The sequence below is a fragment of the Pedobacter aquatilis genome, assembly GCF_030409415.1.
GTDB classification, from domain to species: Bacteria; Bacteroidota; Bacteroidia; order Sphingobacteriales; family Sphingobacteriaceae; genus Pedobacter; species Pedobacter aquatilis.
Genome location: NZ_JAUFPW010000034.1, coordinates 158,482 through 173,311, shown reverse-complemented (window position 1 = coordinate 173,311; position 14,830 = coordinate 158,482). Strand labels below are relative to the sequence as shown.

Below are 14,830 nucleotides of genomic sequence, written 5' to 3'. Positions count from 1 at the left end.
TTGATGTATCTTAAAAACCTTTTAACATTTATTATTTGCTTAGTAGCACTCAATTTAATTGATAATCAAGCATTTGCACAAGAATATAAAATTAAAACAATTGTAATTGATGCCGGACATGGAGGCAAAGATGGGGCAACGCATGGTGTTTATTCAAAGGAAAAAGACGTTGCTTTAAAAACCGCTTTGAACTTAGGTAAGGCTTTACAAGATAGTATTAAAGATATAAAAGTTATTTACACCCGAGAAACTGATGTATTTATTCCACTTTATGAGCGAATAAATATTGCAAATAATGCCAAAGCAGACTTATTTATTTCAATCCACTTAAATGATATGCCGGTAAGGGTATCTAGAGTTGTTGATTATTATAAAAAAGTTAAAGGCAGAAAAGTGCCGGTTTATCGTACAATAACTTCAAAAAGTACATCAACAAGAGGTACAGAAACATTTGTATCTGGGACAGGCAGATTAAGTGAACAAGATGAAGTAATTAAACGTGAAAATGCTTCGATGTTTTTAGAGGATAACTACCAAAAAAACTATGAAGGTTTTATTGCCAATACTCCAGAAAACGATATAATGTTATCCTTAATGAAACAAACTAACCGAGATAGGAGTTTAAAGTTTGCTTCGATGATTCAACAAGAATACGTTGCTGCCGGTAGAATTAATCGTGGTGTACAAGAAAAAAGCCTTGCAGTTTTAGCGAGGGCTGCAATGCCAGCTGTTCTTACCGAAATTGGTTTTGTAAGTAACCCTGATGAAGAAGACTATATGAACTCGCCCGAAGGGCAAGCAGAAATTGTTAACGGAATAATAAAAGCAATTAAAAACTACAAACGTTTAGCCGAAACATCGTTTTAATAATATAAAATGAAGATAAAACTTCTAACCATAATCTGCTTATTTTGCTCCGTTACTCAGCTCCAGGAAGTTTTTGCTCAGGGATATAAGATAAAAACCATAGTAATCGATCCTGGTCATGGTGGCAGAAAGCCTGGTGCTTCAGGCAGCGTATCCAAAGAAAAAGATATTGCATTAAAAGTTGCTTTAAAATTAGGTGCAAAACTTAAAGAGGATTTGCCAGATATCAAGGTAATTTTTACCCGAAAAACTGATATTGACGTAGATTTATATCGCAGAGCAGAAATCGCAAATGAATCCAATGCCGACTTATTTATCTCTATTCATTGCAATTCTATGCCTCCTGGCAATAAACACATTAAGGGTGTTGAAACATTGGTTGCAGGTTCTCATCGATTAAAAGAACAGGATGCAGCAATAAGAGAAAATGCCGATATAAAGTTGGAAAAGAATTATAAAAGCAAATATGATGGTTATGATCCAAACAATCCTGGTACTTTCATCCTCATGTCTTTACTAAAAAACACCTTTCGCGATAAAAGCATTAAACTTGCCAAACTTATGCAAAATAGTTATGTAAGTAGAGATAAACGAGCCAGCAGAGGTGTAAAAGAACAAGGCTTACTTGTTTTGCAACGTTGTGGAATGCCAGCAGTGTTAACAGAAGTTGGTTTTATCTCTAATACAGAAGAAGAAAAATACATTAATTCTTCAAAAGGTCAAGACGAAATTGCAAGCTCTATTTTCGCTGCAATAAAAACATATAAGAAAAATATTGAAGTAAGATAATTGGCACAAAAAATGGTATTTAATTATTAGATAGCAAATAAAATAACATATTCCAAACAAAAACATTAGTGCAAACATTATCTATTATAAATACCTTTGCACAAATTAATAAATATAGCGCTCTGCCAAATTTTAATAAAGGATATTAACATTTGCAGCCACTAAATAAGAACACATGAAAATTAAGAACGAAACCAAAGTAGGTATTTTAGCTGCATTTGCCATTGCTTTACTAATTATTGGATATAACTTTTTAAAAGGAAACTCTATTTTTTCTAGCGAAACTACTCTATTTGCAAGATACACCAGAGTTGATGGTTTAACAGTTTCAAAACCAGTTTTAATTAATGGATATCAAATTGGTCGTGTTGCCAAGCTTCAATTAGAACAGGGTGGAACAATTTTAGCAACCTTGAGTATCAACAGTAAATATGATATTCCTGAAAACAGTATTGCCCGTTTAGAAGGTACAGATTTATTGGGTAGCAAAGCGATTGTGATGTCGTTAGGCGATTCAAAAAAAATGGCTGAAGAAGGTTTTACACTTAATGCGAATGTAGAAAAAGGTTTAATGGAACAAGTTCAGCCAGTTCAAAAGAAAGCAGAATTAATCATTGGAAAAATGGATTCAATTTTGAGTAGTGTGAACTCAATTCTAAATCCAAATTTTCAAAAAAATGTTGATAAAAGCTTTAGCAGCATCGCTGGTACATTAGCATCTCTAGAAACTACATCAAAAAAAGTTGATGGTTTAGTTGGTTCGGAAAGTGCTCGTATCGAAGCTATATTTAAGAATGTTGAAGGCATTACCGCCAACTTAAATAATAATAACAAGAAAATAAGCGACATTTTAACCAACATTAATACAGTTACAGATAAGTTTGCAGCAGCTAATTTTAAACAAACTTTAGATAATGCAAATAATGCAATTGCTGATTTACAGAGCGTAATATCGGGCATTAAAGATGGAAAAGGTAGTTTAGGTTTATTATTGAACGATGATAAAATGTATAACAATTTGAATAATGCATCTAAAAACTTAGATGAGTTAATGATTGATTTAAAAGCAAATCCTAAACGTTACGTACACTTCTCTGTATTTGGTGGCGGCAATAAAAAAGATAAATAATAATTAATATCATACTAAAAAGCCTTGCTATTTAATTAATAGCAAGGCTTTTTTATTAAAGAAATTCACACTTTCGTTATACTTTACAAAAGAATAATTATTATTTAAGAAGTATTTGGAAATTATTGTTTGATATTCTTGGCAGCCTACAGCCCCGCCAACCACTTTATTCCGCTTCGCTCCATGCTCGTTAATGTCGGGTTTAGATACAACGATAACCTACTATAACTCATCAGAAAACAATTTTTATAATTGAAAAGTCTTTCCTTCAATCGCTAATTCTGTATTTTCAAAAACCGATTGTGTTTCTTCCAAAAGCATTTGTAAGGTTTTGTAACGAGAAGAAAAATGCCCTATAATTAACTTTTTTGCACCATTAATTTTGGCAACTTCTCCCGCTTGTAAAGCTGTTGTATGATGGGTTTCGTTTGCTCTATCTAAAAGGTCATGTGTGAAAGTTGCTTCGTGATAAAGGGTATCGCAGTTTTTTATTGATTCAAAATATCTTTCATCATAAAGCGTATCTGAGCAGTATGCGTAGCAACGTGGGGCATCGGCTGCAGTTGTGTAATCTTCACTCCTAACTATGTCACCATTTGGAAGCTCTACGTCAATTCCTTTCTTTAAAGCCGTATAATAAGCCATTGGAATTTCTTCAGCTTTATCCTTAATCAATTTTCTCTGACGTTTTTTTTGCTGAAATATAAAGCCTGTTGTTGGTATTCTATGGTTAAGTAAAATAGTTTTGACGGTCAGATCACTGTTTTCAAAAATTTGGACAGATTGGTCTGTATCCAGTGGGAAAAATTCAATTGGATATCTTAAAGTAGTATCAGAATATTTGAATTGGATCTCCAAAATTTCTAAAAGTGGTTTCGGAGCAAATATTTGCATTGGTTTAGTCCTACCATTTAAATGTAAGCTAGAAAGTAAACCAATTAACCCAAAATAATGGTCGCCATGTAAGTGACTAATAAATATATGGTCTATTCGGGCAGCTTTTAAATTGTATTTGATAAGCTGTTGTTGCGTTCCTTCGCCACAATCTATCAAATAATATTTTTCGTTACAATTTAAAAGCTGTGCCGATGGGTTCCTGTTAAAAACGGGCGTTGCCGAACTGCTTCCAAGAATTGTAACTTCAAACTTCATAATTTTAAGATATAAAAAACCTCGTAGATTTTAGAAACTACGAGGCCTAATTTTTTTAATTAATATATCGCCTATTTAGCGCCTCTAAATTCCTTTTCTAATTCATCCATGAAGATGAAATCAGTTGCTTCTTTTAATGTATTAACAAACGTTACCGATTGAAATATGTTTGATAATTCGATAATTGGAGCAATTTCATCATTAATTCCAGTAACAATAAATAACCCTCCTGCTGATTTGCAAAGTCTATCGCCCACTAAAAGGCTACTTAAATCTTGCGCATCATTACATTCTTTGATGTAGCTTAAATCAACTATAATATTTTTAAAACCTTCTGCATTAAGCAAATACAATTCTGATTTCAGCCCTGGTGCATTATCGTTTGTAAACTTAGGTTCTTTCAACTTTAAGGTTACATATTTATCGTGTTTATCTACCGAAAATTTCATCTACTCTAAACTTTATTGTACTAATGTATAAAAATTTACAAGGTTTCCAAAGCCTTTAAAACATTCCTTTCGATACGATTTGAAATAGCGTCTGCATCAGCCTTAACAAATTTTTCGCCCACAATCTTTTCGTAAAGCTCAATATATCTTTCAGAAATTGAATTTACAATCTCAGGTGTCATTTCAGGAATAACTTGTCCATCCTTACCTTGGAACCCATTTTCGATTAACCATTTTCTCACAAATTCTTTCGAAAGTTGCTTTTGTGGTTCATCAGTCTTTTGACGTTCTTCGTAACCCTCAGCGTAAAAATATCTAGATGAATCAGGCGTGTGGATTTCATCAATTAAGTAAATAACACCGTCGGCTTTGCCAAATTCATATTTTGTATCCACCAAAATTAATCCGCTTTTGGCAGCAATTTCAGTTCCTCGTTGGTACAATGCAAAAGTATATTCCTCTAATTTTTCATAATCAGTTAAAGAAACAATTCCTTTTGCTAAAATATCCTCTCTAGAAATATCTTCGTCATGTCCTACCGATGCCTTTGTTGTTGGTGTAATAATAGGCTGAGGTAATTTATCATTTTCCTTTAAACCGTCTGGCAAAGCCACACCGCAAACAGAACGCTTACCTGCAATATATTCTCTCCAAGCGTGACCAGCAAGATAACCTCTGATAACCATTTCTACTTTAAACGGTTCACAAATACGGCCAATGGTAACCATTGGGTCTGGAATATCTAAAACCCAGTTTGGAACAATATCCTGCGTAGCAGATAAAAATTTTGCGGCAATTTGGTTTAAAACCTGTCCTTTAAAAGGGATAGCTTCTGGTAATACAACATCAAATGCTGAGATGCGATCGGATACAACCATTACCATTAATTTATCGGCAATTGTGTAAACATCGCGTACTTTGCCCTTATAAAAATTGCTCTGATTTGGGAAATTGAAATTGGTTTCTTTTTGTGCTTTCATGAGGGGATAAAAATAGGAAAAAGTCTCGAAAGTTCGAGGTTGGAAGATTATAAAAAGTCGGAAAGTCCGATGACCGAAGTCGGAAGATTAAAGTTCAAAAAAACCTCGTATGCTATAAGCTACGAGGTTAAAATTTTTATAAAAAAAATATGTTTTCATGATGAATTATTCAGCACTTCTCTTGCTATGCAAACGCTAGAACAATTCTATTGTAATTTTCTTTTTCACATTCTCAATCTGCGATTTTATCTTCGAACTTCCCGACTAAAGACTTTCCGACTTACTGAATATCTCCGTAAGCCTTTAATATATCTTTCACCAATTTATGGCGAACCACATCTTCTCCGCTTAAGTAAATAATATCGATTCCTTTAATATCTTCTAAAATGCGTAAACCATTAAACAAACCAGACATTTGTTTCTTAGGCAAATCGATTTGCGTAACATCGCCGGTAACAATAAATTTAGCCGTTGGCCCCATACGCGTTAAAAACATTTTTAACTGCATATCAGTTGCGTTCTGTGCCTCATCTAAAATTACAAAGCAATTATCTAAAGTACGCCCACGCATAAAAGCCAATGGTGCAATTTCAATCGTCCTATTTTCGATATAAAATTTCAACTTCTCTGCCGGAATCATATCATCCAAAGCATCGTAAAGCGGACGTAAATAAGGATCGATTTTTTCTTTCAAATCTCCAGGTAAAAAGCCTAAGTTTTCTCCTGCCTCAACTGCCGGACGAGTTAAAATAATTCGTTTAATTTCTTTATTCTTTAAAGCACGAACAGCCAAAGCTACAGCAGTGTAGGTTTTTCCCGTTCCTGCCGGACCGATTGCAAAAAGAATATCGTTTTTAGCAATACTGCTAACCATTTTACGCTGATTAGCCGTTCTTGCCTTAACCAGTAAACCATTAGTACCGAAAACAATTACTTCTCCACCTCCACCGGTTGGTTGTTCTACATCTTTTTTTGCAACTCCACTAGCTTTTGCGCCTAATATAGCTTCAACATCATTATTAGTTAAAGAACTATATTTTTCCAGGTGTGCAACTAGCTGACTAAACTTCGTTTCGAATGCCTTTAGTTCCTGTTCATCACCAAGAACCTTAACTTCACTACCTCTCGCAACCAGTTTTAATTTGGCGAACGAACCTTTAATCATTTCGTAATTCTCATTATTTGCTCCCCAAAAATGAGCAGGATTTACGGTGTCCAGTGTTAATTTTAATTCGTTCAAATTATAGTATTTTAAAAAGTTATCGGGCTATATTAATTAAAATTTGAATATTTGCAGACGCTTATGCCTCCACACAAGAATAAGCAATATTAATGAATTTTTAATGGGGATAATTACTTTAACAACAGATTTAGGTTCAAAAGATTTTTACCAGAGTGCCCTTAAAGGTAGTTTGCTAAGTCTTATGCCTAATGTTAACTTAGTTGATATAACTCATGAAGTTCCTTCTTTCAATATTTCGTATGCTGCATTCGTTTTAAAAAATGCATATCCATACTTCCCGAAGAATACCGTACACCTTATTGGCATTGATTCTGTTTATAGTGAAAACACAAAATACATTGCGGTTAAACATCGTGATCATTATTTTGTAGGTGCAGATAATGGTATTTTTTCTTTACTTTTTGATGATTTGCCTGATGATGTTGTTGAACTTAATATCATGCAGGACTTAAAATATCTTCACTTTCCACTCGTGGATATTTTTGTAAAAGCTGCTACACATTTAGCAAAAGGTGGTAGATTAAAAGATATTGGATTACCTGTAGCAGAAATTGAACAGAAGATGCTTTTGCATCCTGTTATTGAGCGAGATATTATCCGCGGAAGTGTTGTTTATATTGATACTTTTTGTAACGTAATTACCAATATTACAAAAGACTTGTTTACCAAAATTCAAAAAAATCGCGACTTCACCTTATACTTCAGAAAAAGTGAAACCATTACACAATTAAGCTGGCACTACAACGAAGTATCTGAGGGAGAAAAACTCTGCTTATTTGGTATTAGTAATCACTTGGAAATTGCCATTAACAAAGGCAAGGCCAGTGGTTTGTTAGGTTTGCATCTTGGTGATATTGTAAGGGTTGAGTTTCATCCTTAGGAAGTTAAATTGTTCATTACGAACTTTGCATACACGGTCGTCATTGCGAGGCACAAAGCAATCTAAATAGTACCTTTTCGTTGTAAAATTGCTTCGTGGTTTGCAATGACGAAAATTCGTAAATCAACGAACCAGTAAGCTAAAAATCAAACAACTTCCACCCTTTTCACGTTTATACCTCATGAAGAAATATTTCTATTTGATTGCTATTATTTTGCTTAATTACCAGGCTTTTGCTCAGCAGGATACAACCGCTTACGCAGCACAGAGAGTCAAGGTTAACACATTACTTGCTGAACGTAGTCAAAAATTTGGTCAGTACGATGAGAGTTTAAATCAACGTACTGGTATTTTTGGTTGGCAAACTAAAAAAGATATCAAAAATTCTAATGAAATTTTACGCCAAGTGGTTTTAACGGATAACAATATTTTTAAAGAGTTGAAGATATTGATGGATTACAAGGATCTTCAAAATCAGCAGAAAGTTGCAGTTGCTGATAATTCGCAAGAGAGAATAGAAAATTATATGCGCTCGATAAAGAAATTACAAGATCAGAATGAGGCATTAAAAAGTGAAATTGAAAAGAAAAATAGCGGAGGATTATCAAGCTATATAATTGTGTTTTTACTTCTGTTAATGGCAGGTGGTTTTTACTTCTTTAACAAGAAATTAAAAAATTATGAAAAAAGAAATATTTAAAGTTTTGGCAAAGATAAATAGAGTTTTATTGCCAAGTTTATATAAAAAAGACCCAAATAAGTTAACTACTTTTCAGAAAGCCATTTTGGGTTATCGCTATTGGGTAACCACTAATGCATTGGATTGAAAATGGCCAACTTATGAGCTGGCCATTTATAAAGAAATCGTCATGCTGAATTCATTTCAGCATCTATTTAAAGGAGACTCTAAGAAAAGTTCAGAGTGACGGAAATAACTTATTTCTTAAAATGTTCAATAATCAAAGTTGCCAATTCTGTACCAATACGTTCTTGCGCTTCGTTAGTTGATGCACCAATATGTGGTGTTAAAGAAATTTTAGGATGTGTTAAAATTTCTGCCAATGGTGTAGGCTCATTATTAAATACGTCTAAACCGGCAAAAGCAACTTTACCAGAGTCAATAGCTTCAATTAAAGCTGGCTCATCAATAGTTCCACCACGAGAACAATTTACAATACCAACGCCATTTTTCATTTTTGCAAATTCCTCAGCACCTAAAATTGGTTTATCAGCAAAAGGTGTATGTAAACTCAAGAAATCACTTCCAGAAATTACTTCATCCAAAGAAACTGTTTTAATGGGAATACTAACTGATTTTCCTCCTTGAAAGTTTAAAGTAATTTCAGTTTCAGATGCATATAAATCATAAGCCAAAACATTCATACCTAAACCTAAAGCCACTTTTGCAGTAGCGCGACCAATTCGTCCGAAACCGATAATACCGATGGTTTTACCACTTAGTTCAGTTCCTTTAGCATAAGCTTTTTTAAGGTCGTTAAACTGTGTTGAACCGCTAACAGGCATTTTACGGTTAGCGTCTTGTAAAAAACGAATGCCAGTAAATAAATGAGAGAAAACCAATTCTGCAACTGATAGTGATGATGCTGCCGGTGTGTTAACAACCGCTACACCTTGACTACGGGCATATTCAACATCAATATTATCCATACCAACACCACCCCTACCAATTAATTTAATATTCGGAACGGCATCAATTAATTCTTTTCTAACCTTTGTTGCACTACGAACGGTTATGGCATCGTAGTTTTTTAAGGCTTCTGCCAACTGGTCTTGCGGAATGGTTTCAGTATCAACCTGGAAACCTGCTTTTTCTAATAATTCTTTTCCGATAGGATCAATTCCATCGTTTGCTAATATTTTAATCATAATATGATTCAGGGATTAAATTAATTGCACAGATTTAACTGAGAATCAATTATCTTTTATAATTTAAATTAGTTTGCTTTCGCCTGGTTCTCTTCAAAAGTTTGCATTACATCAATCAAGGCATGTACGCTCGTAATTGGCAACGCATTATACATCGATGCCCGGAAACCACCCACACTTCTATGGCCTTTAATCCCTACGATACCATGCTCTTCTGCCAATCTCAAAAATGGTTTTTCCAATTCAGGGTTTTCCATCACGAAACAAATATTCATTTTCGAGCGGTCTTCTACAGCGCAAGTACCTTTAAACAGTGGGTTTCGGTCAATTTCTCTATAAAGCGCCTCGGCTTTTTGCTTATTTTCTTTCTCAATTTCAGCAACGCCCCCTTTAGATTTTAACCAACGAAGATTTAACAAAGCCACATAAATAGAGAAAACTGGAGGTGTATTGTACATCGAACCATTATCAATATGCGATTGATAATTTAACATCGATGGAATTTTACGGTCGATTTTACCTAAAATTTCATCCTTAACAATTACGATAGTTAAACCCGCCGGACCGACATTTTTCTGTGCGCCAGCGTAAATCAAATCAAATTGAGAAACATCAATTACACGGCTCATAATATCTGACGACATATCACAAACGATTGGAACGCTGGTTTTTGGTGCTTCGAAAAGTTCAGTACCGTAAATTGTGTTGTTCGAAGTATAGTGGAAATATGCACTATCAGCAGGAATCTCGAAATCTTTTGGAATAAATGTATAGTTAGCCTCTTTAGATGTTGCTACTACATTCACGTTTCCTACAAATTTAGCTTCTTTTAATGCCTTAGTTGCCCAAACACCCGAATCTAAATAACTTGCCGTTTGCCCATCGCCCAACAAATTCATTGGCACCATAGCAAATTGCAAACTTGCGCCGCCTTGTAAAAATAAAACGGAGTAACCCGATGGCACGCTTAATAACTCTTTTACCAATTTTTCAGCTTCAGCAACAACTGCCTCAAACTCGGTTGTTCTGTGCGAAATTTCTAAAATCGATAATCCATCGTTAAAATCTAAAACTGCCTGTGCAGCTTGTTTAAACACTTCTTGAGGTAAAATACAAGGGCCTGCGCCAAAATTATGCTTCATCTTATTATATAAATCGTTACGCTGTAAATGTAGAATTTTTAAAGCAGTTATAGCTACAAAATCGTATCATAAAAAATTAAATTTTGTTAAAAATTCCGCTATAAACTAACCTTTTATTGCAGTTTTTATAATTAAAACGTTTAACCAATAGTTATAAATTTTTCATTATTTTAACAACAGAATTTATAAGTATTCTAATATCAGAATCAGATAAAACTAATTAGCAAGCCTATTTTAAAAATTAACATTTGAAATGTCTGCATTTACTACTATTTAAAGTTTTAGCCTTTTTTTTGTTATTTTCGCTTATACATGTTAAATATACAATCAAAACTTCCGGGTGTTAGTACTACCATCTTCTCGGTAATGTCTAAACTTGCGGCAGAGCATAATGCAATTAATTTATCTCAGGGTTTTCCTGATTATCCTTGCGACCCAAAACTTACCGAATTGGTTGAAAAAGCGATGAAAGATGGCTACAATCAATATGCGCCAATGCCAGGCAATATTTTTTTAAAAGAAACTATTGCCGAGAAAGTTGAGAAATTATATAATATTAAATATAATCCTGATACGGAAATAACCGTTACTGCTGGTGGAACACAAGCAATTTTCACAGCGCTAACTGCAATAATAAATCCTGGTGATGAAGTTATAATTTTTGAACCTGCTTATGATAGCTATGCGCCAACCGTTAAACTTTTAGGTGGCTTAGTAAAAACATACGAACTCGCACCACCTAATTATGCCATTGATTGGGATATGGTTAAAAAGCTTTTCACCTCAAGTACGAGGATGATTATCTTGAATTCTCCACAAAATCCAACTGGTAGCATTTTATCTGAAGAAGATATGAAATCGCTAATTAAATTGGTTAGCGGAACAGATATTCTAATTTTAAGCGACGAGGTTTATGAACACTTAATTTATGACGAGCAGAAGCACAAAAGTGTAATGCTTTTTCCCGAATTACGGGAAAGAAGCTTTATTATAGCATCATTCGGTAAACTTCTACACGCTACCGGATGGAAACTTGGTTACTGTTTAGCACCAGAAAAATTATCTAAAGAATTTAGAAAAGTACACCAATTTAATGTTTTCAGCGTTAATAGTCCGATGCAGCAAGCTATTGCAGAATATATTAAAGAACCAAACAATTATAACGGCATAGCTGCTTTTTTTCAAAAAAAACGAGACTATTTCAGGAAACTATTAGCAGAAAGCCGCTTTGAATTACTGCCTTGTAATGGTTCCTATTTTCAATGTGCAAGTTATAGTAAAATTAGCGATGAAAAAGATACAGATTTTAGCATTCGGTTGATAAAAGAATTTGGAGTTGCCACCATCCCGGTTTCGGCATTTTACCAAAAAGCAACCGACTATAAAATTATCCGTTTTTGTTTTGCTAAAGAAGAATCAACCTTAGCTATGGCAGCCGAAAAATTAAAAAATGTTTAACATCCCTCAAAATAAACATACATGGAAAAACCTGTTTACACACAAATAGAAAACTTGAAAATCACAATTTTTCAAGCTTATCTTTTTTGGGAAAACATAGAAAAAAATCTGCAGAATCTTGGGCTCAGATTATCATCAGGCGTAAGAGAAAAAACCGATTTAATTATACTACCAGAAATGTTTAATAGTGGATTTAGTATGAATTCTGAAACCTTGGCAGAAGAAATGGGTGGATTTACTATGCAATGGATGCAAAAAATAGCACATCAATACAATTGTGTAGTTACGGGTAGCTTAATTATTAAAGAGAACGGAAATTACTACAATCGTTTAATATGGATGGATCAAAATGGAGAACATAAACACTACGATAAACGCCATTTATTTGGTATGGGCGATGAGGACAAAAACTTTAGTGCCGGCACAGACAAATTAATTGTAGAATTAAAAGGCTGGAAAATTAGATTAGCTGTATGTTATGATCTACGTTTTCCTGTTTGGTTGCGGAATGTTGATGAAGAGTATGACATTTTACTTTTGGTTGCGAGCTGGCCAGATAAACGCTCGGCACATTGGCGGGCATTAATTCCTGCTCGTGCCATCGAAAACCAGAGCTACGTTATCGGCGTAAACCGTGTTGGGCATGATGGAAATCAAATTTATCACGGAGGCCATTCAATGGTAATTGATCCGTATGGAAGCACCGTATATTACAAACCAGAAGATGAGGATATGTATACGGTAACCATAAATTACGAGGAATTGGTAAAAATAAGACGACAGTTTCCCTTTTTAAAAGATGCAGATAAATTTACGATTGAGGACTAATTTAGAACAACCAATTTTCAATAATTAATTTAGCTATTCACCACAAAACAATTAACCAAACTAACCCAAAACAAATGTTTAACCGTCGCAAATTTATAAAAGCTTCTGCCCTTTCTGCTGGAATGTTGGCCATCAATAAGAGTAACATTGCAAATGCCATTCCATTTCAACCTAATACTTCAGCTGCAAACTTTCCAATTGTAATTTCAACCTGGGATTTCGGTATAGCGGCAAATGCCGATGCCTGGAAGGTTTTATCAAAGGGTGGCAAATCTTTAGATGCTGTTGAACAAGGCGTTTGGGTACCGGAAGCCGATGTAAAAAATCAATCTGTTGGCTACGGCGGTTTACCGGATAGAGATGGCAAGGTTACTTTAGACGCTTGCATAATGGATGAAAACGGTAATTGTGGAGCTGTTTTAGCATTAGAACATATTAAACATCCAATTTCTGTTGCCCGAAAGGTAATGGAAAAAACGCCTCACGTAATGCTTGCAGGCGATGGTGCCTTACAGTTTGCGTTAGAACAAGGTTTCAAAAAGGAAAATTTGCTCACACCTGAAAGTGAAAAAGCTTGGAAAGAATGGTTAAAAACAGCCAAATACGAACCTGTAATGAATATTGAGAATAAACTTTATGATAAAGCTGCACCTCAAAAATTACCAGGCAATCAATACAATCATGATACCATTGGAATGTTAGCCATAGATGCAAAGGGCAATATTTCTGGTGCTTGCACAACCAGTGGAATGGCGTACAAATTACATGGCAGAATTGGCGATAGCCCGATTATTGGTGCCGGTTTATTCGTAGATAATGAAGTTGGCGGTGCAACTTCTACCGGAGTTGGTGAAGAAGTTGTACGCAATGTTGGCTCATTTTTAGTTGTTGAGCTGATGCGCCAAGGTTACACTCCCGAAGCGGCCTGTAAAGAAGCTGTTATGCGCATCATCAAAAAGAAACCAGAAACGGCCAAGAATATCCAGGTTGGCTTTCTAGCCATTAACAAAAAAGGCGAATATGGCGCTTACGCCATTCAGCAAGGATTTAGCTATGCTGTTTGTAATGCAGAAAAGCAAGACCTGTTAATCAAAGGAAAAAGCTATTATTAATATAAAATCATCCCACAACAAAATCTAAAAACGCTAAATATGGGATTACTGTCTAAAATTTTCGGTAAAAAAAATGTTGAGGAACGTAAAGGAGAACCGGATATGGTTTATGTTCCTAATGAAGATGAGCGCATGAACTGGGCGATTGAGAAAGCCAAATTAACCCTTTGGTATTTTGAAGAAAGCCTTGCAAATCCTCAACCTCATCAAGCTTATTTTTCTGTTAAAGTTCACATTATTGATGGCGATAATGGAGAACACATTTGGTTGACCGAACCGCATTTTGACGAGGAAGGAAATCTTTACGGAACCATTGGAAATGAACCCGTAAATGTTACAACTGTAAAGCTTAATCAGAAAATCGGTATTGACAGAGATTTGATATCTGATTGGATGACAATTGAAAATGGAAAACTAATAGGTGGCTACACGATAAGAGCAATAAGAGATGGCGTTCCTGAAAATGAAAAAGCAGCTTTTGATAATAGCATCGGTTTATATATCGATGAAGGTGTGGACCATTTCAAAGCTGATTTAGAAACACCTGAGGGCGCAATATTATCCCTGGAGCAAGCTTACAATGCAAATAACTTAGATGCAGCACTTTCATGTAAAGATTTTCGGGAAGAAGCTAAAATAATGCTTGCAGGCTTGAATTCCGAAACTGATGATGAAATGTTAGCAGGAACAGCAGAAGTTTTAGAGCTTGCATTTATCAAGAACATAGAAGATTATGGATTTCCAAATTTTGAAAGTTTACAAAATGCCTTCGAAAGAGAAAAAACAGATGATGAACACTATATCATTACTGAAATTTGCTGGTTTCCAGATGGCGGAAAATCTATTCAAAAATTAAATACTTTCAAATCGAATAACGGATGGAAAGTTCTGGGCCCGATAGATAACAAATAAAA

General features: G+C 34.7%; 16 protein-coding genes. 10 read left to right on the top strand and 6 right to left on the bottom strand.

Going from position 1 to position 14,830, the window contains the following annotated elements; all coding sequences use genetic code 11:
* Nucleotides 1-3 precede the first annotated feature (3 nt).
* The 3 genes from QWY86_RS16755 (at nt 4) to QWY86_RS16745 (ending at nt 2,785) form a co-directional block, all read left to right on the top strand.
* Entirely contained in the window at nt 4-867 is an 864-nt protein-coding gene (locus tag QWY86_RS16755; protein WP_290243789.1) for an N-acetylmuramoyl-L-alanine amidase family protein, read from the top strand.
* Between the two features lie 9 nt (nt 868-876).
* On the top strand, nt 877-1,656 hold the full coding sequence (locus QWY86_RS16750) for an N-acetylmuramoyl-L-alanine amidase family protein (protein ID WP_290243689.1): 780 nt from the start codon (nt 877-879) through the stop codon (nt 1,654-1,656).
* A 175-nt stretch (nt 1,657-1,831) separates the two neighbouring features.
* A complete protein-coding gene (locus QWY86_RS16745; RefSeq protein ID WP_290243688.1) occupies nt 1,832-2,785 on the top strand; it encodes an MlaD family protein in 954 nt (317 codons plus the stop codon).
* A 246-nt stretch (nt 2,786-3,031) separates the two neighbouring features.
* Here the strand turns inward: QWY86_RS16745 and QWY86_RS16740 are convergent, their stop codons facing one another.
* The 4 genes from QWY86_RS16740 to QWY86_RS16725 form a co-directional block, all read right to left on the bottom strand.
* Nucleotides 3,032-3,937: a ribonuclease Z gene (locus tag QWY86_RS16740; protein WP_290243686.1), complete on the bottom strand. Its 906-nt coding sequence runs from the start codon at nt 3,935-3,937 to the stop codon at nt 3,032-3,034.
* Between the two features lie 71 nt (nt 3,938-4,008).
* On the bottom strand, nt 4,009-4,386 hold the full coding sequence (locus tag QWY86_RS16735; RefSeq protein ID WP_290243684.1) for an STAS domain-containing protein: 378 nt from the start codon (nt 4,384-4,386) through the stop codon (nt 4,009-4,011).
* Between the two features lie 35 nt (nt 4,387-4,421).
* Entirely contained in the window at nt 4,422-5,366 is a 945-nt protein-coding gene (locus QWY86_RS16730) for a phosphoribosylaminoimidazolesuccinocarboxamide synthase (protein ID WP_290243682.1), read from the bottom strand.
* A 280-nt stretch (nt 5,367-5,646) separates the two neighbouring features.
* Entirely contained in the window at nt 5,647-6,606 is a 960-nt protein-coding gene (locus QWY86_RS16725; RefSeq protein ID WP_290243681.1) for a PhoH family protein, read from the bottom strand.
* A gap of 103 nt (nt 6,607-6,709) precedes the next feature.
* Between QWY86_RS16725 and QWY86_RS16720 the strand changes: the two genes are divergently transcribed.
* The 3 genes from QWY86_RS16720 (at nt 6,710) to QWY86_RS16710 (ending at nt 8,316) form a co-directional block, all read left to right on the top strand.
* A complete protein-coding gene (locus QWY86_RS16720; protein WP_290243680.1) occupies nt 6,710-7,489 on the top strand; it encodes an SAM hydrolase/SAM-dependent halogenase family protein in 780 nt (259 codons plus the stop codon).
* A gap of 181 nt (nt 7,490-7,670) precedes the next feature.
* Nucleotides 7,671-8,189: a hypothetical protein gene (locus QWY86_RS16715; protein ID WP_290243679.1), complete on the top strand. Its 519-nt coding sequence runs from the start codon at nt 7,671-7,673 to the stop codon at nt 8,187-8,189.
* Nucleotides 8,170-8,316: a hypothetical protein gene (locus tag QWY86_RS16710; RefSeq protein ID WP_290243677.1), complete on the top strand. Its 147-nt coding sequence runs from the start codon at nt 8,170-8,172 to the stop codon at nt 8,314-8,316. Before QWY86_RS16715 ends, QWY86_RS16710 begins: the two co-directional genes overlap by 20 nt.
* 109 nt (nt 8,317-8,425) lie before the next feature.
* On the opposite strand, the gene QWY86_RS16705 is transcribed toward QWY86_RS16710, so the two are convergent.
* Together QWY86_RS16705 and serC are read right to left on the bottom strand one after the other, a co-directional pair.
* Nucleotides 8,426-9,376: a D-2-hydroxyacid dehydrogenase gene (locus QWY86_RS16705; protein ID WP_290243676.1), complete on the bottom strand. Its 951-nt coding sequence runs from the start codon at nt 9,374-9,376 to the stop codon at nt 8,426-8,428.
* 68 nt (nt 9,377-9,444) lie between these two features.
* Nucleotides 9,445-10,518, bottom strand: a complete 1,074-nt coding sequence (gene serC / locus QWY86_RS16700) for a 3-phosphoserine/phosphohydroxythreonine transaminase (RefSeq protein WP_290243674.1) — start codon at nt 10,516-10,518, stop codon at nt 9,445-9,447.
* Between the two features lie 312 nt (nt 10,519-10,830).
* On the opposite strand from serC, the gene QWY86_RS16695 reads away from it, so the two are divergent.
* The 4 genes from QWY86_RS16695 to QWY86_RS16680 all read left to right on the top strand — a co-directional run bounded on the left by QWY86_RS16695 (nt 10,831) and on the right by QWY86_RS16680 (nt 14,828).
* Nucleotides 10,831-11,976 (top strand): methionine aminotransferase, encoded by a 1,146-nt coding sequence (locus tag QWY86_RS16695; RefSeq protein ID WP_290243672.1) that lies wholly within the window; start codon nt 10,831-10,833, stop codon nt 11,974-11,976.
* A 21-nt stretch (nt 11,977-11,997) separates the two neighbouring features.
* Nucleotides 11,998-12,804 (top strand): nitrilase family protein, encoded by an 807-nt coding sequence (locus QWY86_RS16690; RefSeq protein WP_290243670.1) that lies wholly within the window; start codon nt 11,998-12,000, stop codon nt 12,802-12,804.
* A 74-nt stretch (nt 12,805-12,878) separates the two neighbouring features.
* Nucleotides 12,879-13,916, top strand: coding sequence for a glycosylasparaginase (locus QWY86_RS16685; protein WP_290243668.1), 1,038 nt, complete (start codon nt 12,879-12,881; stop codon nt 13,914-13,916).
* Nucleotides 13,917-13,955: 39 nt separating this feature from the next.
* Nucleotides 13,956-14,828: a YegJ family protein gene (locus QWY86_RS16680; protein ID WP_290243667.1), complete on the top strand. Its 873-nt coding sequence runs from the start codon at nt 13,956-13,958 to the stop codon at nt 14,826-14,828.
* The last annotated feature ends 2 nt before the right edge of the window (nt 14,829-14,830 follow it).